The sequence below is a fragment of the Methylobacterium nodulans ORS 2060 genome (assembly GCF_000022085.1).
GTDB classification, from domain to species: Bacteria; Pseudomonadota; Alphaproteobacteria; order Rhizobiales; family Beijerinckiaceae; genus Methylobacterium; species Methylobacterium nodulans.
In genome coordinates, this window is the sequence record NC_011894.1 from 7,274,041 (window position 1) to 7,301,039 (window position 26,999).

23 protein-coding genes and 1 pseudogene are annotated in these 26,999 nt (G+C 71.0%); 10 read left to right on the forward strand and 14 right to left on the reverse strand.

Annotation, left to right across the window (positions count from 1 at the left end; all coding sequences use genetic code 11):
• Positions 1-55: 55 nt before the first annotated feature.
• Positions 56-493 (forward strand): hypothetical protein, encoded by a 438-nt coding sequence (locus MNOD_RS33970; protein WP_015933490.1) that lies wholly within the window; start codon positions 56-58, stop codon positions 491-493.
• A gap of 102 nt (positions 494-595) precedes the next feature.
• Here MNOD_RS33970 and MNOD_RS50175 read toward each other — a convergent pair whose 3' ends face one another.
• Positions 596-730, reverse strand: a complete 135-nt coding sequence (locus MNOD_RS50175; RefSeq protein ID WP_280113439.1) for a hypothetical protein — start codon at positions 728-730, stop codon at positions 596-598.
• Positions 731-1,181: 451 nt separating this feature from the next.
• A complete protein-coding gene (locus MNOD_RS33980) occupies positions 1,182-1,478 on the reverse strand; it encodes a GCG_CRPN prefix-to-repeats domain-containing protein (protein ID WP_015933492.1) in 297 nt (98 codons plus the stop codon).
• A gap of 427 nt (positions 1,479-1,905) precedes the next feature.
• Here MNOD_RS33980 and MNOD_RS33985 point away from each other — a divergent pair, with 427 nt between their 5' ends.
• From MNOD_RS33985 to lpdA, 4 genes are all read left to right on the forward strand, one after another.
• Positions 1,906-2,169: a DUF6489 family protein gene (locus MNOD_RS33985; protein ID WP_015933493.1), complete on the forward strand. Its 264-nt coding sequence runs from the start codon at positions 1,906-1,908 to the stop codon at positions 2,167-2,169.
• A 357-nt stretch (positions 2,170-2,526) separates the two neighbouring features.
• Positions 2,527-5,196, forward strand: coding sequence for a pyruvate dehydrogenase (acetyl-transferring), homodimeric type (aceE, locus tag MNOD_RS33990; RefSeq protein WP_015933494.1), 2,670 nt, complete (start codon positions 2,527-2,529; stop codon positions 5,194-5,196).
• Positions 5,197-5,321: 125 nt separating this feature from the next.
• Positions 5,322-6,644, forward strand: a complete 1,323-nt coding sequence (gene aceF / locus MNOD_RS33995) for a dihydrolipoyllysine-residue acetyltransferase (RefSeq protein ID WP_015933495.1) — start codon at positions 5,322-5,324, stop codon at positions 6,642-6,644.
• Between the two features lie 13 nt (positions 6,645-6,657).
• On the forward strand, positions 6,658-8,517 hold the full coding sequence (gene lpdA, locus MNOD_RS34000) for a dihydrolipoyl dehydrogenase (protein ID WP_015933496.1): 1,860 nt from the start codon (positions 6,658-6,660) through the stop codon (positions 8,515-8,517).
• Positions 8,518-8,757: 240 nt separating this feature from the next.
• Here lpdA and MNOD_RS34005 read toward each other — a convergent pair whose 3' ends face one another.
• The 7 genes from MNOD_RS34005 to MNOD_RS34035 form a co-directional block, all read right to left on the reverse strand.
• Entirely contained in the window at positions 8,758-9,195 is a 438-nt protein-coding gene (locus tag MNOD_RS34005) for a Ros/MucR family transcriptional regulator (protein ID WP_015933497.1), read from the reverse strand.
• A 764-nt stretch (positions 9,196-9,959) separates the two neighbouring features.
• Positions 9,960-11,036, reverse strand: coding sequence for a 1,2-phenylacetyl-CoA epoxidase subunit PaaE (paaE, locus tag MNOD_RS34010; protein WP_015933498.1), 1,077 nt, complete (start codon positions 11,034-11,036; stop codon positions 9,960-9,962).
• Positions 11,037-11,047: 11 nt separating this feature from the next.
• Positions 11,048-11,530 (reverse strand): 1,2-phenylacetyl-CoA epoxidase subunit PaaD, encoded by a 483-nt coding sequence (gene paaD / locus MNOD_RS34015; protein ID WP_015933499.1) that lies wholly within the window; start codon positions 11,528-11,530, stop codon positions 11,048-11,050.
• A complete protein-coding gene (gene paaC / locus MNOD_RS34020; protein WP_015933500.1) occupies positions 11,527-12,297 on the reverse strand; it encodes a 1,2-phenylacetyl-CoA epoxidase subunit PaaC in 771 nt (256 codons plus the stop codon). Before paaC ends, paaD begins: the two co-directional genes overlap by 4 nt.
• A 177-nt stretch (positions 12,298-12,474) precedes the next feature.
• A complete protein-coding gene (gene paaB / locus MNOD_RS34025) occupies positions 12,475-12,762 on the reverse strand; it encodes a 1,2-phenylacetyl-CoA epoxidase subunit PaaB (protein WP_015933501.1) in 288 nt (95 codons plus the stop codon).
• 10 nt (positions 12,763-12,772) lie between these two features.
• The gene (gene paaA / locus MNOD_RS34030) at positions 12,773-13,786 is read right to left on the reverse strand and encodes a 1,2-phenylacetyl-CoA epoxidase subunit PaaA (protein ID WP_015933502.1); all 1,014 of its coding nucleotides are present in this window, start codon (positions 13,784-13,786) and stop codon (positions 12,773-12,775) included.
• 62 nt (positions 13,787-13,848) lie between these two features.
• The gene (locus MNOD_RS34035; RefSeq protein WP_015933503.1) at positions 13,849-14,727 is read right to left on the reverse strand and encodes a PaaX family transcriptional regulator C-terminal domain-containing protein; all 879 of its coding nucleotides are present in this window, start codon (positions 14,725-14,727) and stop codon (positions 13,849-13,851) included.
• A gap of 382 nt (positions 14,728-15,109) precedes the next feature.
• Between MNOD_RS34035 and MNOD_RS34040 the strand changes: the two are divergent.
• Together MNOD_RS34040 and MNOD_RS34045 are read left to right on the forward strand one after the other, a co-directional pair.
• A pseudogene (locus MNOD_RS34040) lies at positions 15,110-15,885 on the forward strand (MaoC/PaaZ C-terminal domain-containing protein); the annotation flags it as partial.
• A gap of 123 nt (positions 15,886-16,008) precedes the next feature.
• Positions 16,009-17,055, forward strand: a complete 1,047-nt coding sequence (locus tag MNOD_RS34045; protein WP_015927379.1) for an IS110-like element ISMno22 family transposase — start codon at positions 16,009-16,011, stop codon at positions 17,053-17,055.
• A gap of 286 nt (positions 17,056-17,341) precedes the next feature.
• Here MNOD_RS34045 and MNOD_RS34055 read toward each other — a convergent pair whose 3' ends face one another.
• The 4 genes from MNOD_RS34055 to MNOD_RS34070 all read right to left on the reverse strand — a co-directional run bounded on the left by MNOD_RS34055 (position 17,342) and on the right by MNOD_RS34070 (position 21,030).
• The gene (locus MNOD_RS34055; protein WP_015933504.1) at positions 17,342-18,562 is read right to left on the reverse strand and encodes a DUF2336 domain-containing protein; all 1,221 of its coding nucleotides are present in this window, start codon (positions 18,560-18,562) and stop codon (positions 17,342-17,344) included.
• A gap of 22 nt (positions 18,563-18,584) precedes the next feature.
• Positions 18,585-19,574: a lytic transglycosylase gene (locus MNOD_RS34060; protein ID WP_043749921.1), complete on the reverse strand. Its 990-nt coding sequence runs from the start codon at positions 19,572-19,574 to the stop codon at positions 18,585-18,587.
• A 117-nt stretch (positions 19,575-19,691) separates the two neighbouring features.
• Positions 19,692-20,321: a flavin reductase family protein gene (locus MNOD_RS34065; protein WP_015933506.1), complete on the reverse strand. Its 630-nt coding sequence runs from the start codon at positions 20,319-20,321 to the stop codon at positions 19,692-19,694.
• Positions 20,322-20,466: 145 nt separating this feature from the next.
• The gene (locus tag MNOD_RS34070) at positions 20,467-21,030 is read right to left on the reverse strand and encodes a nitroreductase family protein (RefSeq protein WP_015933507.1); all 564 of its coding nucleotides are present in this window, start codon (positions 21,028-21,030) and stop codon (positions 20,467-20,469) included.
• Positions 21,031-21,214: 184 nt separating this feature from the next.
• Between MNOD_RS34070 and MNOD_RS34075 the strand changes: the two genes are divergently transcribed.
• Positions 21,215-23,620, forward strand: coding sequence for a YfhO family protein (locus tag MNOD_RS34075; RefSeq protein ID WP_015933508.1), 2,406 nt, complete (start codon positions 21,215-21,217; stop codon positions 23,618-23,620).
• Positions 23,592-24,491 (forward strand): hypothetical protein, encoded by a 900-nt coding sequence (locus MNOD_RS34080; RefSeq protein WP_015933509.1) that lies wholly within the window; start codon positions 23,592-23,594, stop codon positions 24,489-24,491. Before MNOD_RS34075 ends, MNOD_RS34080 begins: the two co-directional genes overlap by 29 nt.
• A 64-nt stretch (positions 24,492-24,555) precedes the next feature.
• Here MNOD_RS34080 and MNOD_RS34085 read toward each other — a convergent pair whose 3' ends face one another.
• Positions 24,556-25,452: a DMT family transporter gene (locus MNOD_RS34085; RefSeq protein WP_015933510.1), complete on the reverse strand. Its 897-nt coding sequence runs from the start codon at positions 25,450-25,452 to the stop codon at positions 24,556-24,558.
• A 109-nt stretch (positions 25,453-25,561) separates the two neighbouring features.
• Between MNOD_RS34085 and MNOD_RS34090 the strand changes: the two genes are divergently transcribed.
• The gene (locus MNOD_RS34090; protein ID WP_015933511.1) at positions 25,562-26,998 is read left to right on the forward strand and encodes an aminotransferase-like domain-containing protein; all 1,437 of its coding nucleotides are present in this window, start codon (positions 25,562-25,564) and stop codon (positions 26,996-26,998) included.
• Position 26,999 lies beyond the last annotated feature (1 nt).

Sequence of the window (26,999 nt, forward strand, 5' to 3'; positions counted from 1 at the left end):
CGCGCGGATCCCGGCATCGGCGCCGTGACCCGGCCGGCGAAGGGCCTCTTCGCGCATGCTTCCCGTCTCGCTCCTCCGCCTGTCCCCCGCCGCGGCGGCTTTGCTCGCCCTCCTGCCCCTCGCCGAGGCGCAGGCCGGCTGTACGCGCCGCATCGTCAACCGGTCGGCGCTGACGCTGGTGGGGAGCCAGAATGGCGGCCCGGCCTTCGTGCTGCCGCCGGGCCGGTCGCGCTCCGTGCGGCTGTCGGCGCCGGGACAGTTCGATCTCGCCGCCACCTGCGGGCGCTCCGGCGCCGTCGTCGCGGAGGCGCATCTTCCCTACGAGGCGCTGCTGGACCGCTGCTACATCGAGCTCGGCACGAACATCCTCGCCTCGACCTTCGGCCGTGGGCATCTCGGCCTCCAGGGCACGGGGCCCTTCGCGGCCAATGCGCCGCGCCAGGGCGACATCGTGCTCGGCCCTGGTGCGAACGACGCCTGCCTGGTCCGGTAGCGCCGTAGGAGCGTCGGCCGACGAGGGAGATGCCGGCTCGTCGCAGGAAACGCTGTCAAATCCAGGATCGAGAGCAGGATCCGGTACGGCCGGGAGGATCCCTCAGGGCAGGACGACGACGGGCGCCGGGGCGGTCATCCGCCGCGACGCCTGCACGACGAGCCGGGCGAAGGCCGTCGCTGCTGCCGAAGCCTGGACCTGGCTTCCGTAGGTTTCATCCGAGCGCAGCAGAGTCACGCCGCGCGGTCCGAGAAGACGCCAACCCCATTGGCCCGGCTGTTCCTGTTCTACCCGAAACTCCATGGCTGCCTCGCAAGGTTCCGCCTCGCATGTGCAGGGCAGACAACTGACAAGAATCTGCATGTGAACGGCATGCGACAGGCGCGCCAAGTGGCGCCGAGCGGGTGTGAGTCGGGCGACTTGTCCCCAGTATCAACATGAGTCGCGACCCTGGGCGGTATCGCGGCGGCGGATTCGCGCGACGAACGAGCGCCCGGCGCGACGGGCTGGGTCGCGGCCGCGAATCGCGGTCCGACGGCGCGCATCCCCGCCCGGGTCGAGGCGGATCCGGGCTCGCGCGGCACGGTCACACGCGAACGAGCCGGTGCCGCGGGCGGGCACCGGCTTCGGCAGGGCGGCGTCCCGCCACCGGCAGGACGCCGCCATGGGTCCCGTCAACGGCCGGGCATCAGAAGATGCGGATGCCGATGCCGTGGGGCCGGTAGCCGTAGCCCCAGGCCGGGCGGTAGTAGCCGTAGGGACGATAGCCGTAGCCATATCCGTAATACGGCCGATAGATCGGACGGCAATGACCCCACGCGTTCGGCGCCCAGCCCGGGCCGCAGCCGTAGGCGACGGTTTCGACCTGCGTGTCCCCCGCGATCACGCCGGCCGGCGCGACGGCGCCCGGAGCGGCGCTCGCCGCCGAGGCGAAACCGAGACCGCCCGCGACTGCAGCCAGCGCCAGAAGCTTCGTATTGATCATGATATCTGCTCCTCTCGACTGTCCATGCGCGCTGTCGCGAAGCAGGGACAAGAGAAGAGGTAGTCTTTTCGGTGTACGTTGAATGTGCCGAATGTCACGAAGACACTGGGCCGGCCAGGCTCCGGACAGCCCGGCAGAGCGGGCGCGGAGGCTCTGCCGGCGAGGACGAAGGGTTGCGCTGGAGATAAAGCGGGCCGGGCTTGAAGGTCCCCCCGGTCCGGCAAGGCCCGGCCCGCCGTCGTCTGCTCGCAATCATGCCGCAGCAGGGCGACGTCCCATCCTCGTCCGGCGGCCCGGAGGCTGCGTTGATCCAGATCAACCGGCCGAGATCAATGGCCTATGGTAAAACCCGGCATCCGGTCTTTACAAACCGCTGGGAATGGCCCTGTGTGAGCGCGGGTCGTGTGCCCTGTGAGGGAAGGTCATCATGAAATTTCGGGTCGAGGTCGACTGTACTCCGCTGGAAGCGCGTCAGTTCGTCGGCCTCCCGAACGTCGAACCCATGCAGGCGGCCGTTATGGCTGAGGTCGAGCGGCGGATGCTCGCCGATATGGAGCGGTTCTCGCCTGATACGATCATGCGCAGCTGGTTCTCGCTGTTTCCCCAGAATGCCGAGCAGATGCAGTCCCTGTTCCTGAAGATGTTCCAGCAGGGATTCGGCGGGGCGTCGCCCCCGGCCAAGGGCGAGTGAGGGCGCGAGATCCGGTTGTCCGCGAGGGCGCCCGTCGGACAGGCGCGCCGGCGGCTGCCGGGTGCGGCTCCGTCGTCCGGGAGTCGCTCCGGTCCTGATCCTGCATCACGCCAATACAGGGTTGCCGGATCCCGGCCCCGGGCGGCCGCGGCGATGCGGCGTGTCCGAACTTCCAGACCGTCGTGGTTCCACATTCCGGAATACCGGAACCGGAATTGCGCCGTGCCGCCGTCAAGCCCTTGCACTTCCTCGCAGGTCCAATAGCGTGAGCCCTGGCATGGCCTGTGCTCGGCGCAGGCCCAGACCAGCTCCGCCGGCCGCATGGTCCGGCCGCAGGGCAGACGAGGGAGGACTAGAGTGGAACGCAGCCGCGATCTCGACACGCGCGATCCCGATCCGATCGAAACCCGCGAATGGCTCGACTCCCTCGACGGCGTGCTGGAGGTGGAGGGTCCCGACCGGGCGCATTTCCTCATCGAGCAGGTCATTGAGGAGGCCCGCAAGAAGGGCGCGCCGGTCCCCTATTCCGCCAACACCGCCTATCTCAACACCATCCCCGTCGAGGCCCAGCCCCGCCACCCGGGCGACCGGGCGATCGAGCACCGCATCCGCTCCGCCATCCGCTGGAACGCCATCGCGCTCATCCTGCGGGCCAACAAGGAATCCTCCGAGCTCGGCGGCCACATCGCCAGCTTCCAGTCGGCCGCCACCCTCTACGACACCGGCTTCATGCATTTCTGGCGCGCCGCCAGCGAGACCCACGGCGGCGACCTGATCTACATCCAGGGCCATTCCTCGCCGGGCATCTATGCCCGCGCCTATCTGGAGGGGCGGCTCACCGAGGAGCAGCTGCTCAACTTCCGCCAGGAGGTCGGGGGCCAGGGTCTCTCCTCCTATCCGCATCCCTGGCTGATGCCGGACTTCTGGCAGTTCCCCACCGTCTCGATGGGGCTCGGGCCCCTGATGGCGATCTATCAGGCCCGCTACCTGCGCTACCTGCACCACCGGGGCCTCGCCGACACCGACGGCCGCAAGGTCTGGGCCTTCATGGGCGACGGCGAGATGGACGAGCCCGAGTCCCTCGGCGCCATCTCCCTCGCCTCGCGGGAAAAACTCGACAACCTGATCTTCGTGGTGAACTGCAACCTGCAGCGCCTCGACGGGCCGGTGCGCGGCAACGGCAAGATCATCCAGGAGCTCGAGGCCAATTTCCGCGGCGCGGGCTGGAACGTCATCAAGGTGCTGTGGGGCTCGGGCTGGGACCAGCTTCTGGCCCGCGACACCTCCGGCATGCTGGCCCGCCTGATGGCGGAGTGCGTCGACGGCGAGTACCAGGACTTCAAGTCCAAGAACGGCGCCTATATCCGCGAGCACTTCTTCGGCCGCTACCCTGAGACCAAGGCGCTGGTCGCCGACTGGAGCGACGAGGACATCTGGCGGCTGACCCGCGGCGGCCACGATCCGAGCAAGGTCTATGCGGCCTACGACGCGGCCGTGAAGCACAAGGGCCAGCCCACCGTCATCCTTGCCAAGACCGTGAAGGGCTACGGCATGGGCGAGGCGGGCGAGGGCCAGAACATCACCCACCAGCAGAAGAAGATGGGCGAGGCGGTCCTCAAGCAGTTCCGCGACCGCTTCCAGATCGACCTCTCGGACGAGCAGATCGGCGGCATCCCGTTCATCCGCTTCCCCGAAGGCAGCCCCGAGCACCGCTACCTGATGGCCCGCCGCCAGGCGCTCGGCGGCCCGCTGCCGGCCCGGCGGCAGAAATCGCAGAGCCTCGCTGTCCCGCCGCTCTCGGCCTTCGAGGCGCAGCTCAAGGAGACGGCGGGCCGCGAGATCTCCACCACCATGGCCTTCGTGCGGGTGCTCAACACGCTCCTGCGCGACAAGGAGATCGGCAAGCGCATCGTGCCGATCGTGCCCGACGAGAGTCGCACCTTCGGCATGGAGGGCATGTTCCGCCAGTTCGGCATCTTCAGCCAGGTCGGCCAGCTCTACCGGCCCGAGGACGCCAACCAGCTGATGTACTACAAGGAGGACAAGACCGGTCAGATGCTCCAGGAGGGCATCAACGAGGCCGGCGCCATGTCGTCCTGGATCGCGGCGGCGACCGCCTATTCGCATTCCGACGCGCCGACGATCCCGTTCTACATCTACTACTCGATGTTCGGGTTCCAGCGGGTCGGCGACCTCGCCTGGGCGGCGGGCGACCTCAGGGCGCGGGGCTTCCTGATCGGCGGCACGGCCGGGCGCACCACGCTCAACGGCGAGGGTCTGCAGCACGAGGACGGCCACAGCCACCTGATCTCGGCCACCATCCCCAACTGCATCTCCTACGACCCGACCTTCTCGTACGAGGTCGCGGTGATCGTGCAGGACGGCCTGCGGCGGATGTATGCCGAGCAGGAGGACGTCTTCTACTACATCACCCTGATGAACGAGAACTACGCCCATCCGGGCATGCCGGAGGGGGCGGAAGCGGGCATCCTCAAAGGGATGTACCTGTTCCGCGAAGGGCAGGGTTCGGGGCCGCGGGTGCAGCTCCTCGGCTCGGGCACCATCCTGCGCGAGGTGATCGCCGGGGCGGAGCTGCTGCAGCAGGATTTCGGGATCGCGGCGGATATCTGGTCCTGCCCGAGCTTCACCGAGCTGAGGCGCGAGGCGATGGCCGTGGAGCGCTGGAACCTGCTGCACCCGACCGAGACGCCGAAGAAGTCCTATGTCGAGACCTGCCTGTCGGGCCGCTCCGGCCCGGTGATCGCGGCCACCGACTACATGCGGCTCTTCGCCGACCAGATCCGTCCCTTCGTGCCCGGCCGCTACCGGGTGCTGGGCACGGACGGGTTCGGCCGCTCCGACTACCGGGTGCGCCTGCGCGACTTCTTCGAGGTCGACCGGCGCTGGGTGGCGGTGGCGGCGCTGAAGAGCCTCGCCGAGGACGGCAAGGTGCCGGCGGCCAAGGTGGCGGAGGCGATCGCCAAGTACGGCATCGATCCGGCCAAGCCCGCCCCCTGGACGGTGTGAGGCCGGCCGGTTTTGCCCGAGGCGCGGGCAGCGCGACGGAACCCCTCTCCCGCACGGGAGAGGGGATCCCGCGCTTCCTGGCGCAACTGCCTATTCCAATGATGTGACGCAACGGGAGAGACGTCGTGGCGACCGAGGTCAAGGTTCCGGATATCGGTGATTTCAAGGATGTCCCGATCATCGAGGTGCATGTGAAGGAGGGCGACAGCATCGGGCCGGACGACCCGCTGATCTCGCTCGAATCCGACAAGGCCACCATGGAGGTGCCCTCGCCCTCCGCCGGCGTGGTCGAGAAGCTCCTGATCAAGATCGGCGACAAGGTGAGCGAGGGGCACCCGATCCTGCTCCTCAAGGGCGAGGGCGAGGCCAGGGGCGAGGCCAAAGGCAACGGCGCGGCCGCCGCGGCCGATACCGCGGCCCTGATGTCCCGGCAGGAGCCCCCACCCGCCCCGAGCGCCCCCGCGCCGCAGGCGCCAGCCCCGCAGGCCCCGGCCCCGGCTCCGGCTCCGGCCCCCTCGGCGATCCCGGACTTCTCGCAGGTCCATGCGAGCCCGGCCGTGCGGCGGCTGGCCCGCGAGCTCGGCGTCGACCTCACCGCCATCAAGGGCACCGGCGAGAAGGGCCGCGTCACCAAGGAGGACGTGAAGGGCCACCTGACGCGCGCGGTCGCTCCGGCGGCCGCCGGCGGCGTGGTCTTCCCGGGCGGCGGCATGGGCATCCCGGAGATCCCGGCCGTCGACTTCGAGAAGTTCGGGCCCATCGAGACCAGGCCGCTCGCCCGGATCAAGAAGATCTCGGGGCCGCACCTGCACCGGGCGTGGCTCAACGTGCCGCTCGTCACCCATCAGGACGAGGCCGACATCACCGAGACCGACGCCTACCGCAAGGACCTCGACACGACCGCCAAGGAGAAGGGCTACCGCGTCACGCTGCTCGCCTTCCTGATCAAGGCCGCGGTCTCGGCGCTGCGCCAACACCCCGAGTTCAACGCCTCGCTGTCGCCCGACAAGGAATCTCTGATCCTCAAGCGCTACTACAATATCGGCGTTGCGGTCGACACGCCGGACGGGCTGGTGGTGCCGGTGGTCAAGGATGCCGAGCGCAAGGGCATCACCGAGATCAGCCAGGAGCTCGGCGCGCTCTCGAAGAAGGCCCGCGACGGCAAGCTGTCGAGCGGCGACATGCAGGGGGCGAGCTTCACGATCTCGTCGCTCGGCGGCATCGGCGGCACCGCCTTCACACCGCTCGTCAACGCGCCCGAGGTGGCGATCCTGGGCGTCGTGCGCTCCAGGATGGCGCCGGTCTGGGACGGGTCCGAGTTCAAGCCGCGGCTGATGCTGCCGCTCTCGGTCTCCTACGACCACCGGGTCATCGACGGGGCGCTCGCCGCCCGCTTCACCCGCCACCTCGCCCACGTCCTGGAGGACGTGCGGCGGCTCGTGATCTGAGGAGGCGCAGCGCATGAGCAGCACCGAGGTCCGCCTGCCCGACATCGGCGACTTCAAGGATGTCCCGATCATCGAGGTGATCGTGAAGCCCGGCGACACGATCGGCGTCGACGACACGCTGATCGTGCTCGAATCCGACAAGGCGACGATGGATGTCCCCTCGCCCGTCTCCGGCACGGTGGCGGAGGTGAAGGTCAAGCCCGGCGACAAGGTCTCGGAGGGCGACCTGATCCTGATGATGACGGAGGCGGCCGGGGCCGGCCAGCCGAAGCCCGGCATCACCGAGAAGGCGGCCCCCGCCGCGCCGGCGGGCGCGCCAGCGGGCGCGCGGGCCGCCAGCGGCCTTCCGAGCCATGCCCCCGGCGAGGGGCAGGCGGGCTACGGCTCGTCCGCGGTGGGCGGTGGGGACGGCGCGACGCCGCCCGCGCCGCAGGCCGCGGCCCCGGTCTCCGGCGAGGAGATGCGGGCCGAGGTGCTAGTGCTCGGCGCCGGCCCCGGCGGCTACACGGCCGCCTTCCGGGCCGCCGATCTCGGCAAGTCGGTGGTCCTGGTCGAGCGCTGGGCGAGCCTGGGGGGCGTGTGCCTCAATGTCGGCTGCATCCCCTCGAAGGCGCTCCTCCACGCCGCCAAGGTGATCGACGAGAGCCACGCCATGGCGGCGCACGGCATCAGCTTCTCAAGCCCCGCGATCGATGTCGACAAGCTCCGGGGCTGGAAGGACGGCGTCGTCAAGCGCCTCACGGGCGGCCTCGGGGGCTTGGCCAAGCAGCGCAAGGTGACGGTGGTGACCGGCACCGGCCGCTTCGTCAGCCCGCATCAGGTCGCGGTCGAGCACGAGGGCCGGACCCGCATCATCGGCTTCGAGCAGGCGATCATCGCGGCCGGCTCGGAGCCGATCCAGATGCCGTTCATCCCGCACGACGACAAGCGGGTGATCGACTCGACCGGGGCGCTCGAACTCGACGGCATCCCCAAGCGCCTGCTCGTCATCGGCGGCGGCATCATCGGGCTCGAGATGGCCACGGTCTATCACGCGCTGGGCGCCAAGGTGACCATCGTCGAGCTGATGGACCAGATCATCCCGGGCGCCGACAAGGACATCATCACGCCGCTGATGAAGCGGATCAGCAAGCAGTATGAGGCGATCCACCTCAAGACCAAGGTCACCGGCGTCGAGGCCCTGCCCGAGGGCCTGAAGGTGAGCTTCGAGGGGGGATCCGCACCCGCCACCGACACTTTCGACAAGGTGCTGGTATCGGTGGGGCGGCGGCCGAACGGCAAGCTGATCGCAGCGGAGGCCGCGGGCGTGATCGTGGACGAGCGCGGCTTCATCCCGGTCGACAAGCAGATGCGCACCAACGTGCCGCACATCTTCGCCATCGGCGACGTGGTCGGGCAGCCGATGCTGGCCCACAAGGCGACGCACGAGGGCAAGGTCGCGGCCGAGACCGCGGCGGGGAAGAACGCGTTCTTCGACGCCAAGGTGATCCCGTCGGTGGCCTACACGGACCCGGAGGTGGCCTGGGTCGGGCTGACCGAGAACGAGGCCAAGGCCAAGGGGATCAAGGTGGGCAAGGGGGTGTTTCCCTGGGCGGCGAGCGGGCGCTCGCTGTCGCTGGGGCGCGACGAGGGGCTGACCAAGGTGCTGTTCGACGAGGCGAGCGACCGGATCCTCGGCTGCGGCATCGTCGGGCCGTCCGCCGGCGACCTGATCGCGGAGGCGGCGCTCGCCATCGAGATGGGGGCGGATGCGAGCGACATCGGGCTCACCATCCACCCGCACCCGACCCTCTCCGAGACGATCGGCATGGCGGCGGAGGCCTTCGAGGGCACGATCACCGACCTCTACATGCCCAAGCGCCCGGCCCACTGAATCGAACCCGAGGTGCGTGGAAGCGACCGCGCTCCTCATGCAAGATGGCCGGCGGCAGCCGGCCATCCTGCATGAGGGCCGGTTGGGGCTGCCACATCAGGGAGCGCTCGGTCAGCCGTATCATCCGTCAGGGGGGCGGGCCGATGTGAACCGATACCGACGGACCGATGCGTCGGCTTCTCGGGCCGTCGACATGGGCATCGCTGGCGGGCGGTCCTTCGGGTCCGCCCGCCACCTGTCTCAGCCCTTTCGGGGCGCGCGGTTCTTGCGCTGCTGGCCGAGGCCGATGCTCTTGGCGAGTTCGGAGCGCTGGGCCGCGTAGTTCGCCGCCACCATCGGGTAGTCCGGCGGCAGGCCCCATTTCTCGCGGTACTGCTCGGGCGTCAGGCCGCGCGTCGTCAGGTGCCGCTTGAGCGACTTGTAGGGCTTGCCGTCCTCCAGGCTGATGATGGCGTCCGGCGTCACCGTCTTCTTGACCGGGATCGGCGGCACCGGCTTCTCCGGCGCCGCCGGCGGCGGCGACACGAGCGCCTGCAGGGTGCCGTGGATGGACGTCAGCAGCCCGGGCAACTCCGACGCCGGCACCGAATTCTTCGAAACATAGGCCGACACGATATCGGCCGTCAGCGTGACGAGCTCCTCGGCGTCCGCGTCCCGACCATCCACGTCTGTCATCATCGGATTTCCGTTCCGTAAGGGGTGGTAATGCCGGGCCGCGCCCGCGCATGCATTCACGGTCGGCCCTCGTGTTCTCGTAAGGCGAGCTCCGGACTGTGCCGAGGCACTACTCCGGAATCCGCAGCAGAGGTGTTGGCGCTTCTTGCTCCTGCCCGCAAGATGGAGAAAGCAGGAACATCGTTCTCCATACGTAGTTCTTGTGGATGCGCCTCGGGAATGCACAGGTATTACCTACCACCGGTTGCGTTTTGATGCATTGGTTGTGGCGGTATTTGTATCAAATTCGATCCGATTTTGTGGATGATCAGAGTTTGATAAAGCTCAGTGAAAAGCACTGCCGCCGCTCCCGCCGCCTAGAGAAGCGACGAAGGACCGGCGTGGCATGCGTGCCGAGGGAAGTTGGCGCTACCGTGAGGTGCAGTGCACGACATCTCGCGCGTGCTCATGATGCGCGGATCGGGCAGAATTGATGATGAAGGCGAATGTGAAATATTGATAGGAGGGAATTCATACGATTTGAATTGTCCTCGGACGTCGCGTGGACGGCAGGGCCTGGATGGGATGTTCCCGTCCGGCAGGCACCGTCGCGCAGGCCGTCTGAGCTGGGCAGAGCTGATCCGGGCCGGGCGGACGTGAGGGCGCCGCGGCTTGCGTCGCGCCCGCCTGGAGCCGTGCCCGACCGGTCGGGCCGGATCACGGCTCGAAGCTCCCGATGTCACGCGCTCCCTTGTGCCGAACCGGTGTCCACTTCGACGGGGAGCGCGCTAAACGTGGTCGAAGTCGATCACCACCCGGTCGGTCGTGGGCTTCGCCTGGCAGGCGAGCGCGAATCCCGCCGCGATCTCCCAGGGTTCGAGGGAGTAGTTGAGATCCATCGCGACCGCGCCCTCGGCCACCTTGGCCCGGCAGGTGCAGCACATGCCGCCCCGGCACGAATAGGGCAGGTCGAGGCCGGCCCGGATCGCCGCCTCGAGCACGGTCTCCCCGGGCGCCACAGGGATCGCGGTCGCGACGCCGTTGGCGATGATGGTGGCGCGGGCCGCGGGAGTCTCCGGAGCCGAAGCCGGTACGGGCGCGCGCGCCGGCCGTTCCGGCCCCTCCGGCGTGAAGCGCTCGACATGGATGCGTGCCGCGTCGAGCCCCGCCTCGCGCAGGGCCGCCACGACGCAATCCAGCATGCCGGAGGGGCCGCACACGAAGGCATGGTCGATCGTGGCCGCCGGCACGAGGGTCCGCAGGAGGAGCGCGACCTTGGGACCGTCGAGGCGCCCGTTGAGGGCTGCGACGTCCTGCGCCTCCCGCGACAGGACGTGGAACACGCCGAGCCGGTCGAGGAAGCGGTCCTTCAGGTCCTCCAGTTCCTCGCGGAACAGGATCGAGCCCGTGCTGCGGTTGCCGTAGACCAGGAAGAATCGGCTCTCCGGCTCCCGGGCGAGCAGGGTGCGCAGGATCGACAGGATCGGCGTGATGCCGGAGCCCGCCGCGAAGGCCGCGTAGGTGCGCGCCCGTCCGGGCTCCGGCGCGATGCCGAAGCGGCCCATCGGCGGCATCACGTCGATCGCGTCGCCGGCCGCGAGCGCCTCGGTGGCGAAGGCCGAGAACAGGCCGCCCTCCACGCGCTTGACCGCGATGCGCAATTCCCCGTCGTCGAGCCCGGAACAGATCGAGTAGGAGCGCCGCACCTCCTCGCCGCCGAGCGTGGTGCGCAGGGTCAGGTACTGGCCGCAGGAGAAGGCGAAGGTCTCGCGGAGCGCCTCGGGGACCGCGAAGGCGATGGAGACCGCCTCCGGCGTCTCGCGGCGGATCTCGCTGATGCGCAGGCGGTGGAAGCGGGCGCTCATCGCGGCCTCGTCTAGATGCACTTGAAGGCGTCGAAGGGCTCGCGGCAGGCGAGGCAGCGCCACAGCGCCTTGCAGGGGGTCGAGCCGAACTCGGACAGGCGCTCGGTGCGTCCGGACCCGCAATGCGGGCAGGTGACCGCCTCCTCGCCGAACAGGGCGCGGCGGGAGGCCTTCGCGGCGGGCGGCGCAATGCCGAAGGCCCTGAGCTTGGCCCGGCCCTCCTCCGTCATCCAGTCGGTGGTCCAGGCGGGCGCGCGCACGAGGCGCAGGCGGACCTGCGGGAAGCCGGCGGCGGCGAGCGCCACCTGCACGTCGAGGCCGATCGCATCCATGGCCGGGCAGCCCGAATAGGTCGGGGTGAGGGCGACCTCGACGATGCCGTCCCGGACCGTCACCTCGCGCAGCACGCCGAGATCCGCGATGGTGAGCACCGGGATCTCCGGATCGCGGACGCTCGCCGCCGCCGCATAGGCCCGGGCCGCCGCGTCGCTCACCACACGGCTCCCGGATGGGCGCGCTGCAGGTATTGCAGATCGGCCAGGATGAAGCCGAGATGCTCGCTGTGGCGTCCCGCCCGCCCTCCGCTCTGGGCGAAGCGGCCGGAGGGGCGCTCCAGCGTCGCCTCGCCGAGGAGCGCCTCAAGGGCCGCGTCGAAGGCCGGGCGCAGGGCGGCCGGATCGACTGCGATGCTCTCGGCTGGGAGGCCGGGCGGGTCCGGCTCGAACAGCTCCGCCGCATAGGGCCAGAGATCGTCGAGCGCGGCCTGCGCCCGTGCGTGGCTCTCCTGCGTGCCGTCGCCGAGGCGGATCAGCCACTCGCCCGCGTGGCGCAGGTGATAGGCGGTCTCCTTCTCGGTCTTGGCGGCGATGGCCGCGAGGGTCGGATCGGCCGAGCCCGTCATGGCCCGCCAGTAGGGGTCGGCGAAGGCCGAGAACAGCACCTGCCGCACGATCGTCGCGGCGAAGTCGCCGTTCGGCTGCTCGACGAGAAGGCAGTTCCGGTACTGGTGCGCCTCGCGCCGGTAGGCGAGATCGTCCTCGGTGAGCCCCCTTCCGTCGAGCGCGGCGGCGTAGTCGTAGAGCGCCCGGGCCTGGCCCACGCAGTCGAGGGCGAGGTTGGCGAGCGCGATGTCCTCCTCGAGCATCGGCGCGTGCCCGCACCATTCCGAGAGGCGATGGCCCAGGATCAGCGCGTCGTCGGCTCGCCGCAGCACCAGGGCGAGGAGCGGCGTCTCGGCAACCGCGATGGAGGTGGTGGGCATGTCCCGATCCCCGGATCCGGCGCTCATACCAACGGTCATTTTCAATGACTGTTGGTTCCGCTCTCGGATTGTCGCCAAGCCAAAGGCTTGGTGTCGACACTTCGAGATGGGTCGACGGCCCGATGCGTGAGCATGCGCGGCAGCACCTGCTGCCTCGGCAGCCTGGGCCGTTGGTAATCACATGTGCCCCACCTCGTCCGGCACCTCGTAGAAGGTCGGGTGCCGGTAGATCTTCGAGGCGGTGGGCTCGAACAGCATGGTCTTGTCTGCGGGGTCCGAGGCCACGATGGCACTGGAGGGCACGACCCAGATCGACAGCCCCTCCCCGCGCCGCGTGTAGACGTCCCGCGCCGCCTGCAGGGCCATCGCCGCGTCCGCCGCGTGCAGCGAGCCCACATGCTTGTGCGCGAGACCGTTGCGCGAGCGGAGGAACACCTCCCAGAGCGGCATCTTCGCCTCGGCCATGGGCTCCTCCTCAGGCGGCCGCAGAGGCCGGGCCGGCCTCTGCGGAAGCGCGGCGCGCGCGCTTCCCGGCATGGGCCAGCGCCGCCTCGCGCACCCAGGCCCCGGCGGCATGCGCGTCCCGGCGCTGCCTCATCCGCTGGCGGTTGCAGGGGCCGTTCCCGGCCAGCACCTGCCGGAACTCCTCCCAGTCGATCGCCCCGAAGCGCCAATGGCCGGTTTCGGCATCGTAGGCGAGTTCGGGGTCCGGGAATGCGAGGCCGAGATGATGACCCTGCGGCACCGTCGCGTCCACGAACTTCTGGCGCAGCTCGTCGTTCGAGAAGCGCTTGATCTTCCAGCGCGCCGATTGCTCGGAATGCTGGCTCTCGGAATCGGGCGGGCCGAACATCATCAGGCAGGGCCACCACCAGCGGTTCAGGGCGTCCTGCGCCATCGCCTTCTGCTCGGGCGTGCCGCGGCAGAGGGTGAGCATGATCTCGTAGCCCTGGCGCTGGTGGAAGCTCTCCTCCTTGCAGATGCGGATCATCGCCCGTGCGTAGGGGCCGTAGGAGCAGCGGCAGAGCGGGATCTGGTTCATGATTGCCGCTCCGTCGACGAGCCAGCCGATCGCCCCGATATCGGCCCAGGTCAGGGTCGGGTAGTTGAAGATCGACGAATACTTGGCCCGGCCGTCGAGGAGCTGGTCGACGAGGTCCTCGCGGGCGACGCCGAGCGTCTCGGCCGCCGCGTAGAGGTAGAGCCCGTGGCCGGCCTCGTCCTGGACCTTGGCGAGCAGAGCCGCCTTGCGCTTGAGCGAGGGCGCCCGGGTGATCCAGTTGCCCTCCGGCAGCATCCCGACGATCTCCGAATGGGCGTGCTGCGAGATCTGCCGGACCAGGGTGCGCCGGTAGGCCTCGGGCATCCAGTCGTTCGGCTCGATGCGCTCCTCGGCCTCGATCCGCGCCTGGAAGCGGGCATGACGCCCCGCCTCCTCCGGGCCAGCCTCCGCCACGGCGTCCCGGGCGTTCAGCGCCTGCGTGTACATGAGGCGATCCCTCCCTGGGATTCGCCTCTCAATATGTCACGAAAAATGCATACTGCAAGATTTCATGTAACATGTGAGGCCGCCGCGAAGCGCTCCGCGAAGGCAGGGCCGGGCGGCGGCAGCGGGCCCTCGTCCGTGCGGGCATGGGCGGAGAGCCAGCGTTCCGAGGCCGGAAGCAGGCTGCGGTAGAGCCGCCCGCACAGGTCGCGGGCGGCCTCGCCCGGCCAGTCCTCCGGCAACAGGCAGGCGGGCAGGCCCGGATCCCGCAGGACCACCCGGCGGTATTCGTGGATGAGGAGGAGCCGCAGCACGAGGGCATGGAGGTCGTCCGGCCGCTCGCCCTCGGCGAGGGACGCGGCGGCGGGACCAAAGGCGGCGACGAAGCGGGCATAGCGCGCCCCGACCGCATCGAGGGGCCAGGCCCGGGCCGCGAGGCGCCGCGCGGTCTCGGGATCCTCCGGCGTCGCCGCGAGCCGCAGGAAGGCCCCCTCGCCCGCCTGCGCGACCGCACCGATCATCAGGTCGGGGCCGAGCGCACCGTAGCCCGCCGCGGCGAGGTCCGCCCGCAGGCCCGGCCGGTCCTCGGCCCCGTCGAGAAGGAGGAGGTCGAACCGGCCCGACCACGGCTGAGGGGCGCTGTCGTAGATCCGCCGGGTCGCCTGCGCGAAGGGCTCGGCGCCTTCCGGCGTGAGGCGGTAGAAGCTGTTGCGGCCGACCTTCCGGCGCGCGAACCATCCGTCGGCCACGAGGCGCGAGAGCGCCGTGCGCACCACCCCGTCCCCGATCCGCAGGGCGCGGGTGATTGCGAGCAGGGATTCGAGCGACAGCACCCCGCCGCGGGGCACCACCGCGTCGCCGAACACCGTCACCACCAGCGATCCGGCACGGATCGGCGTCCGGCGGTGGAACTGATCGATCAGCACCTGGACGTAGGCGGCCATCCGGCGGGAATCCTCGGGTCTGTCCACGAGCGGGAGAGTCCGGTTCTCGATCCGGACATCCGATCGATCAACCATTTGGGGACTCCCGATCGGGGCGCACCGCCTTGGGCCGGCTGCTTGACCAACCGTCCGGTCGGTCAATAATGCGCATCAACGAGTCCGGGGAGGATGCGCCATGCAGCTGGAGAGCTACGTCCAGGGGCGCTGAACCGCGCCCGGCCAGGATTGCGTGCTGGTGCGCAGCGCCGTCACGGGCGAGCCGGTCGCCGAGGTGGCGAGCGGCGGGATCGCCATGCAGGCGGTGCTCGATCATGCCCGCCGTGTCGGTGGCCCGGCCCTGCGCCGCCTCACCTTCCACGAGCGCGCCGCGATGCTGAAGGCGCTCGCCAATCGCGGCGAGGGCGGCCTCGTCGCCTCCCTCTACACGCATGATCCGGGCGTCGCCTCCGACCTCGTCTTCGGCCTGTCCGCCTTCCACGGCCGGCTGCTGGTGGTCGACCGGGACTGCGCGTCGGAGCAGACGGGCCACGGCGCGCCCCTGCCTCACCTCGTCCATGGCGGGCCGGGCCGGGCGGGCGGCGGCGAGGAACTCGGCGGGATGCGCAGCCTGCGCCCCTACCTGCAGCGCACGGCCCTCCAGGGCTCCCCCGCCCTCCTCTCCCGCCTCACCGGCCAGTGGATCCGGGGGGCGCCGCTCGTCGAGAGCGACACCCATCCGTTCCGGCTCGCCTTTGAGGATCTGGAGATCGGCCGCAGCTTCCGCTCGCGCGAGCGCATCGTCACGGTCGAGGACATCGAGCATTTCGCGCATTTCACCGGCGACATCTTCTACGCCCATATGAGCGACGGAGCGGTGCGCGGGCATCCGTTCTTCCCCGGCCGGGTCGCCCACGGCTACCTCTGCTCGCTTTCGCGGCGGGGCTGTTCGTCGATCCCGATCCGGGTCCTGTGCTGGCGAATTACGGCCTCGACTCCCTGCGCTTCCTCAAGCCGCTGCAACCCGGCGAGGCGATCCGCGTGCGGCTCACCGCCAAGGCGAAATCCCCCCGCAATGCGCAGTATGGCGAGGTGCGCTGGGACGTGGAGATCCTGACCGGCGCGGGCGAGACGGCGGCGACCTACGAGCTCCTGACCTTGAACGCGCGGCGGTCCGCCTGAAGGTCGGATCAAACGGATCAAACAGATGGGGTGATTGGGGTCTTAGCCGAGGGTGGCTGCTCCGTTCGGGATGTTGGAACGTGGTCCGTGTTGAGCGGCCACAAGCATCGGGAAGGAGCAGCCGTGAAGTATTATGCCGGACTGGACGTTTCGCTGGAAGAGACCGCGATCTGCGTTGTCGACGATACGGGTCGGATCGTGCGGGAGGCGCGGGCGGCGAGTGAGCCTGGCGCGCTGGTGCAGGCGCTGAACCAGATCGGCCTGCCCCTGGAGCGCATCGGCCTGGAAGCGTGCTCGCTGACGGCCTGGCTGCACGACGGCCTGCGCGAGGCGGGCTTGCCGGCGATCTGCATCGAGACGCGCCAGGCCAATGCCGCGATGAAGACGATGCCCAACAAGACCGACCGCAACGACGCACGCGCCCTGGCGCAGATCATGCGGACGGGCTGGTTCCGGCAGGTCCATGTCAAGAGCCGTCAGTGCCGGCTGTGGCGTTCGCTGCTGGTGGCGCGCCGCACGGTGCTCAACGAGATGCGTTCGATCGAGAACGTGGTGCGGGGGATCCTGCGCGAAGCCGGGCTCAAGCTCGGCACGCCTGGCCGTGCAGCCTTCGCCGGCCGCGTACGCGAACTGGCCGAGGGCGTGCCCCTGATGACGCAGCTCGTCGAACCGCTCCTGGAGGTGCTGGCCAGCATGCTGACCGCACTCGCCGGCTTGACGAAGCAGGTCATGGATCTCGTCAAGAAAGAGGCGGTCTGCCAGCGGCTGATGAGCGTGCCGGGCGTCGGCCCCATCACCGCGCTTGCCTTCCGGGCGACGATCGACCGGCCCGACCGGTTCAGGCGCTCGCGCGACGTCGGCGCCCATCTCGGTCTGACGCCGGCGCGCTACCAGTCCGGCGAGACCGACATCCAGGGCAAGATCAGCCGTTGCGGCGACGAACTCGCGCGCACCGCGCTCTACGAGGCGGCGCATACGCTGCTGGTGCGGAGCCAGAAATGGTCGAGCCTGCGCGCCTGGGGGATGAAGATCGCCAGGCGTCGCGGCATGGCCCGCGCCCGCGTCGCGGTCGCCCGCAAGCTCGCCGTCATCCTCCATCGCATGTGGAGCGACGGCACCGCGTTCCGCTGGGGTAAGGAGCCCGCAGAGGGTGCCACGCTCGCAGGATGACGCCGTCACCGCGAAACAGGAGGGCAAAACACCACGCATGAACCCGAAAGGGTGAACCGGATCGTTCCCGTGGGGACGATGGGCCTGGCGATCTCGTTGAGAGTCCAGAACCTGCGGGTGCAAACCCGCAAGGTCGTGAAACAGATTGAGACGCCTCGCCCTCCTGACCCCATCATGCGGCGGCCAAGCGCCGACCGCGAAGAGAAGCGTGTGACCCACGGGGCGACACAAGCCGGAGAAACCACAACGAGCAGCTTGACCTAAACGACCCCAATCAGAGAGGACTCTAAGCCGCGATCCGCAGGCGGTCCTGCCCGTAGCTCTCGATGAGGGCGGCGGGGATCGAGTCGAGCACGGCGGCGACCGCGGCCTCGCTGGCGATGGTCCGGGCGAGGAGCCGGGCCTCCTCGCGGGCGGCCTCCGCGTCGAACCGGTTGAGGAGCGCGACGAGGGCGTGGCTCTCGGCGAAGGGCAGACGCTCGCAGGCCGTCACCGCCCGCTCGATCATCCGGCGCGAGAGCGCGGGGCCGGATTCCTCGGTGAAGCCGCTCGCCTCCTCGCGCCAGGCGGACATCGCGGCCGCGAAGGCGGGTTCGAGGGGGCCCGGCAGGCCCGCCCGGCGATAGAGGGCCGCGAAGCCCTGGCCGTGGGACTCGTGCAGGAGGCCAGAGACCCGCTCGACCGGCAGGCCGGAGAGGTCGGCGAGGGCCGCTTCCGTGAAGGCCATGCGCCGCGACAGCATCGCCCGCAGGATCAGGCCGGCGGTGAGCTGGCCGTTGCGGCGCAGATAGGTCACGAGGCGACGCAGATCCTCCCGCGCCGCGCCCTCGGCGAGGCCGAGCGTCGTGCGGTCGCGCGCCTCGCGGGCAACGCGCTCGCCCCGCTCAGGCGGCAGCCAGCCGCAGGCGATCACGAAGTCCGAGAGGGATCGGGCAAGGCTAGCCGCCACGGCCTGGCGCACCTCGAGCGGCAGGTCCGGCCGCGCGAGCAGCGCCTCGCGCAAGGCTCCGTCGTCGCCGTGGCGCTCCACCATCCGCAGCAGGCTGCCCGGCGTGATCGCGGCGCCCGGATTGGCGGCGAGCCGGCCCAGGGAGGCGGGGCCGGCGATCTCGGCCAGCGCGCCGCAGACCATGGGCGACAGGCTCGGACGCGCGGCGATGGCGGCGCGGCCCGTCTCCTCGCCGATCGCCGCGCAATCGACGAGGTCGGCATCCGACAGGACCGGCGAGCGCGCCAGCACGAGGGCGGCGATCTCCGGCACGTCCTGGGCCAGCGCCACCACCACCGGGCGGGGCGCCTCCGGGGCATTGGCGCAGGCTTCGGCCAGGGCCCGGCGCACCAGCGGCGAGGGATCGTCGAGGAGGGCCGTGATCGCGGTCTTCGCCTCCCAGCGCGCCTCCGGGTCGAGCCGGGCGTACAGATAGGCCCGCGCCAGCGACGAGGCGGCCTCGGCCCGCCTGCCGGCGGATTCGTGCTGCGTCCAGAGCAGGAACTGGCGGATCATCATCGAGGCGAATCCGGGAGGGGCATCAGGGGCGTCCGGTCGAGCGGTAGAGGCTCGCGAGCGGCCGGCCGGCGGCGGCGAACTCGGGCGGGCGGGCAGGCGGCAGCGGGGCGGCGGTGAGAGTCGGCGCGTTCATCGGCGCCGCGGCCGCCGGCGCCGCCACAGCGGCCGTCTGTGTCGCCGCCTCGTCGGAGCGCGGGAAGTAGCTCGGGGCCGCGGGCGCGTCGCTCGCGCGCGTCTGCCAGAGGCGCGCGACGCTCTCGGAGACGGGCCCGCGGCGCGCATCGGTCTGGAACAGCGCGCGCAGGCCGGTCCCGGGTTCCAGCGTGGCGGCGGATTCGCCCGAGGTCGCTGCCGGTGCGGCGCCGGACTGGCTCGCCGAGAGGAGCGCGTAGAGCTCGGCCGCGCCGCGGGGGCGCCCCGTCCGGTCGTAGAACAGGCTGCGATTGGCGCTCGCGGCCTCGGGCAGGTCGGTGGCGGCGGCCCGGGCCGGCGTGAACTGCGCCGAGCGGATCAGCATCGCGGCGCCCCGGGGGCCGAGCATATGGGCGGCGTAGAGGTCGCCACTTGTCGGCTCGCGGCCGAGCTCCGCCGCGAGGGCGTCATGGTTGCGCCGCGTCAGCGCCCCCGCCATGGCGGAGGCCACCTCCGGGTCCTGGCGCAGATCGAGGATCGCCTGCCGGGCGGCCGGGTCGCTCACCGTATAGCCACCTTGGGGCTTCGCCGTGATCGCGTCCGCGTAGGCGCTCAGGCCCAAAGCCGGCCCGTCCTGCTTGAGCACGCCGAGCCAGGTCTGTTCGATGAACTGGAACAGCCCGCTCGCCGACGAGGTCGCGGCCCTGGCGGTCGGATCGAGGCTCGATTCCCGCTGCGCCGTGGCCAGGAGGTAGTCGAAGCCGGTGCCGGTCTTCTCCGCGCCCTGGCGGATCGCCTCGACCACCGGGCCCGATGCGCTCAAGTTCCGGCTCTGCGCCGTGTCCCGGGACGGGGGTGAGGACGTGGTGAAGAGGAACATGGCGCCCCGGCGGGGCGGCACCGCTGTCCGGGTGCCGTCTCCCGAAGGTCACCATGCCGGGATCATGGTAAACGAAGGTTGAAGCTGCCGGGTCCGGCCCTGTCCCGGCGGTGGCGGTCACCGGCGCGGCGCGTCGCCGCCGCCGCCCGCCGGCCGGCGCATCTCGAAACGGGTCTGCCCGTCGACCGAGAAATAGTCGAAATAGCCGCCGCGCATCAGCGGCTGCATGGCGCCCGTGTCCACCCGGCCGTCCGGCGTGACGAAGCGGTCGTCGATGTAGATCGACACCACCTGTCCGATCGCCATGAAGTAGCGCGCCTCGCCTCCCTCCAGCGGCACGAGCGGGATGGTCTTGAGCCACTTGCACTCGATGGCGGCGGGCGCCTCCGCCACCCGGGGCGGGCGCACCTTGCGCGACGGCGCCGGCGTGAGCCCCGCGAAGGTGAACTCGCTCTCACCCCGCGGCAGCGGCGCCGAGGTCTTGTTCATCGCCTCCTTGAGTTCGAGGCTCGCGAAGCTGCAGACGAACTCGCCCCCATCCTCCGCGAAGCTCAGCGCGTCCTTGCGGCCGAAGGACGAGAACATGACCATCTCGGGATTGTCCGCGACGCCGTTGAAGAACGAGTAGGGCGACAGGTTGAGCCGCCCGTCGCGGTCGAGCGCGCTGATCCATCCGATCGGCCGCGGCGCGACGAGCGCCTTGAACGGGTTGTGCGGCAGGCTGCGGGTCTCGGCGTCATAATGCATGGGGGAGTCCGTTCGTCCCGGGAGAAGCCGGACCCTAGCACCCTTCCGCCGCCTGGACAGGGGCCGCGGCGGGGCTCGCGCCGTCGCCTCTGCCTTCGCCACGCGGATTTCGGCTTCGCTCGGGCCGGCTCGGTCCGTGGCGAGTTCAGAACCGCGTCACGATCGCCGACAGCTCCGGCCGCGGCCGGTCGGAGGGCACCTGCGTGGCGCGGCCGATATGGACGAAGCCCGCGAGCCGCTCCTCGGGCGCGAGCCCGAGCGCGTCGAGGATGCGCCGGTCGTAGGCGATCCACTCGGTGAGCCAGGAGGTGGAAAAGCCCAGCGCGTTGGCGGCGATCACGAGGTTCATGGCCGCCGCCCCTGCCGAGAGCACCTGCTCCCAGTCGGGGATCTTCATGTGCGGGCCCGCCCGCGACACCACCGCGACGACCACGGGCGCCTGGGCGAGGCGCCGCCGCTCGGCGGCGAGCCGCGCCGCGTCGGCCTCCGGATGGTCGGCGGCGAAGGCCGCCTCGATCACCGCGCCGATGCGCTCGGCGCCCTCCCCCTCGATCACGACGAAGCGCCAGGGCGCGAGCTTGCCGTGGTCGGGCACCCGGGAGGCGACGGTCAGGATCGCGGCGAGATCCTCCGCCGTCGGCCCCGGGCCGGTCAGCATCGCGGGCGGCACCGAGCGCCGGGTGCGCAGGAGATCGAGAGTCGCGTTCATCGGGCCTTCAGTGCAGGAGTGTAGAAGAACAGGCACGGCCCGGCGGGCCGCCGCGCGTGCGGCCTCAGATAGGCGCCGTGCGGCGGGCTTTGCAATCCGGCCCGAAAACCGTCACGGGAGCTTGGCACAAGGCCCGCCGCACCGCCGGATCCCGCCAGAAGAGACGCTGCCGGAACGCCCGACCATGAGCCGCCTCCTCGCCCCGCCGCGCGCCCAGGCCTGGACGCCGCGCGCCTTTCTCCTGGCGCTTGCCGCCGTGCTGACCTTCTGGGCCGCCGCCGCCGCGGTCTGGCCGCTCACCGGCACGGTCGTGCCCTGGGATTCGAAGAACCACTTCTACCCGATGCTGCGCTATCTCGGCGCCGCGCTGGCGAATGGGGAACTGCCGCTCTGGAACCCCTACCACTTCGCCGGCCATCCGTCGGTGGCCGATCCGCAATCGCTGCTGTTCACGCCGACGATGCTGCTCTTCGCCTGGGCGGTGCCCTCGCCCTCGATGGAGCTGTTCGACGCGGTCGTCTTCGCCCATCTCATCCCGGGCGCCGTGGCGATGCTGCCGCTGTTCCGCCGCCGGGGCTGGCATCCGGCGGGGGCGGTGGTGGCCGCCATGATCTTCGTGCTCGGCGGCTCGGCCTCGGCCCGGCTCCAGCACACGGGGATGATCCTCTCCTACGGCTACTTTCCCCTCGCCCTCTGGCTGCTCGAAGAGGCGCTCGACCGGCGCTCCTACGCCTTCGGCCTCGCCTTCGCGGTGATCGCCGCGCTGATGACGGTCGGGCGCGACCAGGTCGCGTTCCTGTGCGGCGGCGTGCTGATCGCCCGGGCGCTCTATTCCGTCCTGGAGGCCGGGCGTCCTCTCGCGTATCTCCGCACGCGGCTCAGCCTCTTCGCCGTCATGGCGGTGGTCGGCGGGGCGCTGCTCGCGGTGCCCTCCCTTCTCACCATGCAGCTCCTGATGACCTCGACCCGCCCGGCCTTCGGCTACGGGGTCGCCGCCATGGGCTCGCTGCCGCCCGAGAGCCTCGCCACGGGCCTGTTCGCGGACGTGTTCGGCTCCCTGCGCTGGACCTACGACTACTGGGGGCCGGACTGGTCGTCGCTCATCGGCGGCACCTGGACCGACCGGGCGATCAACTACCTGTTCGCCGGCACGATCCCGGCGCTGCTGATCCTCTGGCACGGGATCGCGGGCGGGCGGCTTCTCGCGCGGGAGATCCGCTTCCCGGCCCTGGTGCTCGCCGGCGCGCTCCTCTACGCGCTCGGCCGCTACACGCCGCTCTTCGCGCTGCTGTTCGACCACGTCCCGGGCATCGACCTCTACCGCCGGCCCGCCGACGCCACCTTCGTGATCAATATCGGCCTCGCGCTCACGGCGGGCTACCTCGTGCACCGCTTCGTTCAGGACGGCGCCCCGGCCCTGCCCTGCGGCTGGCAGCGCGCCCTGCCGGTCCTGGCGCTGGCGCTGCTCGTCGCTGCGCTGGCCGCCGCGCTGGCCTTCGCGCTGCCGGCCGGCCACCTCGCGGATGCGCTGCGCGATGTCGCGATCGGCGCAAGCCTGGCGCTTGCGGCCGTGGCGGCGCTGCGCCGCGCGCAAAGGCGCGCCCTCGTGGCGACTGCCCTCGTCGCCGTGACGGGCGCCGAGCTGATCTGGCGCAATGCCGGCTCCTCCCTCAACGCGGAGCCCGCCGAGCGCTACGCTGTGTTCCGGCAGCTGCCCCCCGAGCAGCTCCAGGGCCTCAATCTGCTCAAGGCGGAGCTCGCGGCGCGCCACGCCAAGGGCGAGCATCCCCGCGTCGAGATCCTGGGGCTCGGCGGCGCCTGGCAGAACGCCTCGATGGTGCTCGGGTTCGAGGACACGATCGGCTACAACCCGCTGCGGCTCTCGGATTACGAACGGGCGGTCGGCCCCGGCGAGAATGCCGCCGACCCGAACCTGCGCCAGTTCCCGGCCCTGTTCCGCGGCTATTGCTCGCGGCTCGCGAGCCTGCTCGGCCTCGAATACCTCGTGCTCGACCGGCCGGCCGGGCGCCTGCCGCGCCACTTCCCGCAGCTCACCGGGGCGAAGCTCCTCTACGGCTCGGGCCAGATGTGGATCTACCGCCTCGATCCCGCGCGGCCCCGCGCCTATCTGGCGACCCGTCTCGTGCCGGTCGATTCCGAGGACGTGCTGTCCCAGGACGAATTGCCCGAATTCGAGGGCAACGCCACCGCCCTCGTCGACCAGGAGAGCCTGCCGAAGGTCAAGGGCGCCTACGGGCAGGCCGACCCGGCCGCGCCGGTGACCCCCGCCGCCGGCTCGGCCTCGATCCTTTCCTACCGCCGCACTCTCGTCACGGTGGAGGTCGACACCGACCGCGACGCCGTGCTGGTGCTGCACGATCTCTACTACCCGGGCTGGGAGGCGCGGGTGGACGGCGCGCGCCGCCCGATCCTGCGCACCAACCTGCTGTTCCGCGGCGTCGAGGTGCCCAAGGGGCGCCATGTGGTGGAGTTCCGGTTCCGGCCCCTCTCGGTCGGCAACCTGATGGCGGCGGCGAGCGAGTTGCTGGCGAGGGATGGGGATGAGGCGGGCGAGACGGCTCTTCGGTAAGGCGGCACTCGCGCTTCTCTGCGCGGGGCCGGCCGTGGCGCAGGACGCGCCGGCGCGCCCGCCGGCCCCCTCCGTCACGCAAGGGCCCCCGCCCCTCGCCACGCCCGCAGTGCCGGAGGCCGCCCTTTCCTTACGCGCCGTGCTGACGAGCGAGGGCAAGCCGATCCGGGGTGGCCTCACCTGGCGCATCTACGAGGATCGCAGCGATGCCGGCCGGCCCGCCATCCTCGCCCGCTCCGAGGAGGCACAGCCGACCTTCCGGCTGCCGCCCGGCAGCTATCTCGCCAACGTCACCTACGGCTTCGTAAGCACCTCGAAGCGCGTCACCCTCGCGCCCGCGGGTCTGACCGACCAGATCACCGTCAATGCCGGGGCGCTCCGCCTCGCGGGCGCCGTCGGCGACGCCCGCATTCCTGGCAGCCAGCTCGCCTTCGCGATCTTCGTGCCGATCGGCAACAACCCGGAGGGCCGCCTCGTGCGTGACGGCGTCAAGGCCGGGGAGCTGATCCGCCTGCCGGAGGGCACCTATCACGTGGTCTCGACCTGGGGCGATTCGAACGCCATCCAGCGCGCGGACCTCAAGGTCGAGAACGGCCGCATCACCGACGCGACCCTCAATCACCGGGCCGCGACCGTGACCCTGAAGCTCGTCGCGGCGCCCGGCACCGAAGCCTTCGCGGGCACGGCCTTCAGCGTGCTCACCCCCGGCGGCGACACGATCCGCGAGGCGATCGGGGCGTTCCCGCAGGTGACGCTGGCCGAGGGCGAGTACCAGCTCATCGCCCGCCATGACGGCAGGGTCTACACCCAGGACTTCAAGGTCGAGAGCGGCGTCGACCGGGATATTGAGGCCATTGCTAAAGATCCGTGAGGGGATATGCGGGGCGCTGCCCCGCACCCCGCCAGGGCCGAGGCGGCCCTGGACCCGCCGGGAATCAGGCGTAGCGCTTGGCCCCCGCGACCGTCGCGACCACCGCCGCGCAGGCGAGGACGAGTCCGGTCTCGACCTGTTCGCCCAGGACGAGTGCGGCGAGGACGAGGCTGGCGAAGGGCTGGAGCAATTGCACCTGCCCCACCGCCGCGATACCGCCCCGCGCCAGCCCGCGATACCAGAATACGAAGCCGATCAGCATGCTGAACAGCGACACGTAGGCGAGGCTCGCGAGCGCCGGCAAGCCGACCCCTGACCAGGAGGCCGGTCGCAGCAGCCACGACGCGGGCAAGGAGGCGGGCAGCGACAGCACGAGGGCCCAGGCCACCACCTGCCAGCCGCCGAGCCGGCGCGCCAGCCGCGCCCCCTCGGCGTAGCCGAGCGCACACAGCACCATCCCGAGGAAGAGCCACGCATCGCCCGCACCGAGCCGCCCGCCGCCCTGGCGCAGCGCGAAGGCGGCGACGATCGCGCTGCCGAGGCCCGAGAACAGCCAGAAGGCCGGCTTCGGCCGCTCGCCCCCGCGCCACACTGCGAAGAGCGCCGTCGCCAGCGGCAGGCAGGCCACCGTCACCGTGCCGTGCGCGGCCGTGACGGTCTCGAGCGCGAGCGCCGTGCAGAGCGGCCAGCCGATCACGACGCCGAGCGCCACCAGCGCCAGGGCGCCGAGATCCCGCCGCTCCGGTGCGGGCTGGCGCAATCCCACGAGCAGCGCCAGCGCGGCGAGGCCCGCCACGCCCGCCCGGACGGCGGTGACGAAGAACGGGTCGAGATCCATGACCGCGAGCCGCGTCGCCGGCAGCGAGCCGGAGAAGATCAGGACCCCGATCAGCCCGTCGGCGAAGGCCCGCCGCGCCGGTCCCCCGTCCGTCCCCGCCACCACTGCTATCCCGCCGCGCATGCCCGTCCTCCCGTGATGCGGGAGGGACCATCGCGTCCGGAGCCCTGTCGCGACAGGCACGAACCCGGTACGGTTCGGGCGAACTGTCCGGATCCGGAGACCAGTACGGATGCAGGTGTCGCAGGATCTGACCCGGGTTGCGGCAGTGGCCGCGGCGATCCGCCAGCGCATCGCCGGCCGCACCCTCGCGCCGGGGGCCCGGATCCCCTCCGTGCGGGGCTTCGCCGCCGCGATGGGCGTGTCGAAATCGACGGTGGTCGAGGCCTATGACCGGCTCGTCGCGGAGGGCGCCATCGTCTCGCGGCCCGGCTCGGGCTTCTACGTGGCCGGGGCGGCGCGGCCCCTCACGCTCGCGGCGATCGGCCCGCGCCTCGACCGGGCGGTCGACCCGCTCTGGGTCTCGCGCCAGACTCTCGAGGCGGGCGCGGGCGTGCTCAAGCCCGGCTGCGGCTGGCTGCCGCCCGCCTGGCTGCCCGACGAGGCTTTGCGCCGCGCCCTGCGCGGCCTCGCGCGCGGCGAGGCCGCCGACCTGCTCGACTACGACGAGCCGCTGGGCCATGCGCCCCTGCGCGGGCTCCTCGCCCGGCGCCTGCACGACCAGGGCATCCCGGCCGGGCCGGACCGGATCGTGCTCACCGCCTCGGCCACCCAGGCCCTCGACCTGATCGCTCGCCTGCTCCTGGAGCCCGGCGACACGGTGCTGGTGGACGATCCCTGCTACTTCAACTTCCGCGCCCTGCTGCAGGCGCATCGGGCGAAGGTGGTCGGCGTGCCCTGGACGCCGGCGGGGCCGGATCTCGACGCCTTCGCGGCGTCCCTGCGGGCGCATGGCCCGCGCTTCTACCTGACCAACTCGGCGCTCCAGAACCCGACCGGCGCCACCATGAGCGCCGCGACCGCGCACCGGGTGCTGCGCCTCGCCGAGGCCCATGACGCGCTCATCGTCGAGGATGCCCTGTTCGACGATCTCGAACCCGACCCCTCGCCCCGGCTCGCCGCCCTGGACGGGCTCGACCGCGTCATCCACATCGGCAGCTTCTCCAAGACCCTCTCGGCGGCTGTCCGCTGCGGGCACGTGGCCCTGCGGGCCGAGTGGGTGGACCGCTTGGTCGACCTCAAGCTCGCCACGTCCTTCGGCAGCGGGCGGCTCTCGGCGAACCTCGTCCACCGCTTCCTCGCCGACGGCAGCTACCGGCGCTACCTCGACGGCCTGCGCGCGCGGCTCGCCGATGCCATGGGGCTGACCGCCCGCCGCCTCGGCGCCCTCGGCCTTCGGCCCTGGCTGATGCCCCGCGGCGGCCTCTTCCTCTGGGCTGCCCTCCCGGCGGGGCTCGACGCCGCCGTGGTCGCCCGCCGGGCGCTCGCCGAATCCGTGGTGCTCGCCCCCGGCAACGTCTTCAGCCTGTCGCAGAGCGCCGGACGGTTCCTGCGCTTCAATGTGGCCCAAAGCGCCGATCCGCAGGTCTTCGCGGTGCTGGAGCGGGCGATGGAGGGGGAGATGCACGCGACGGCCCGTGAGCGCGCCCCGGCGCAGGTCCGCTCATGAG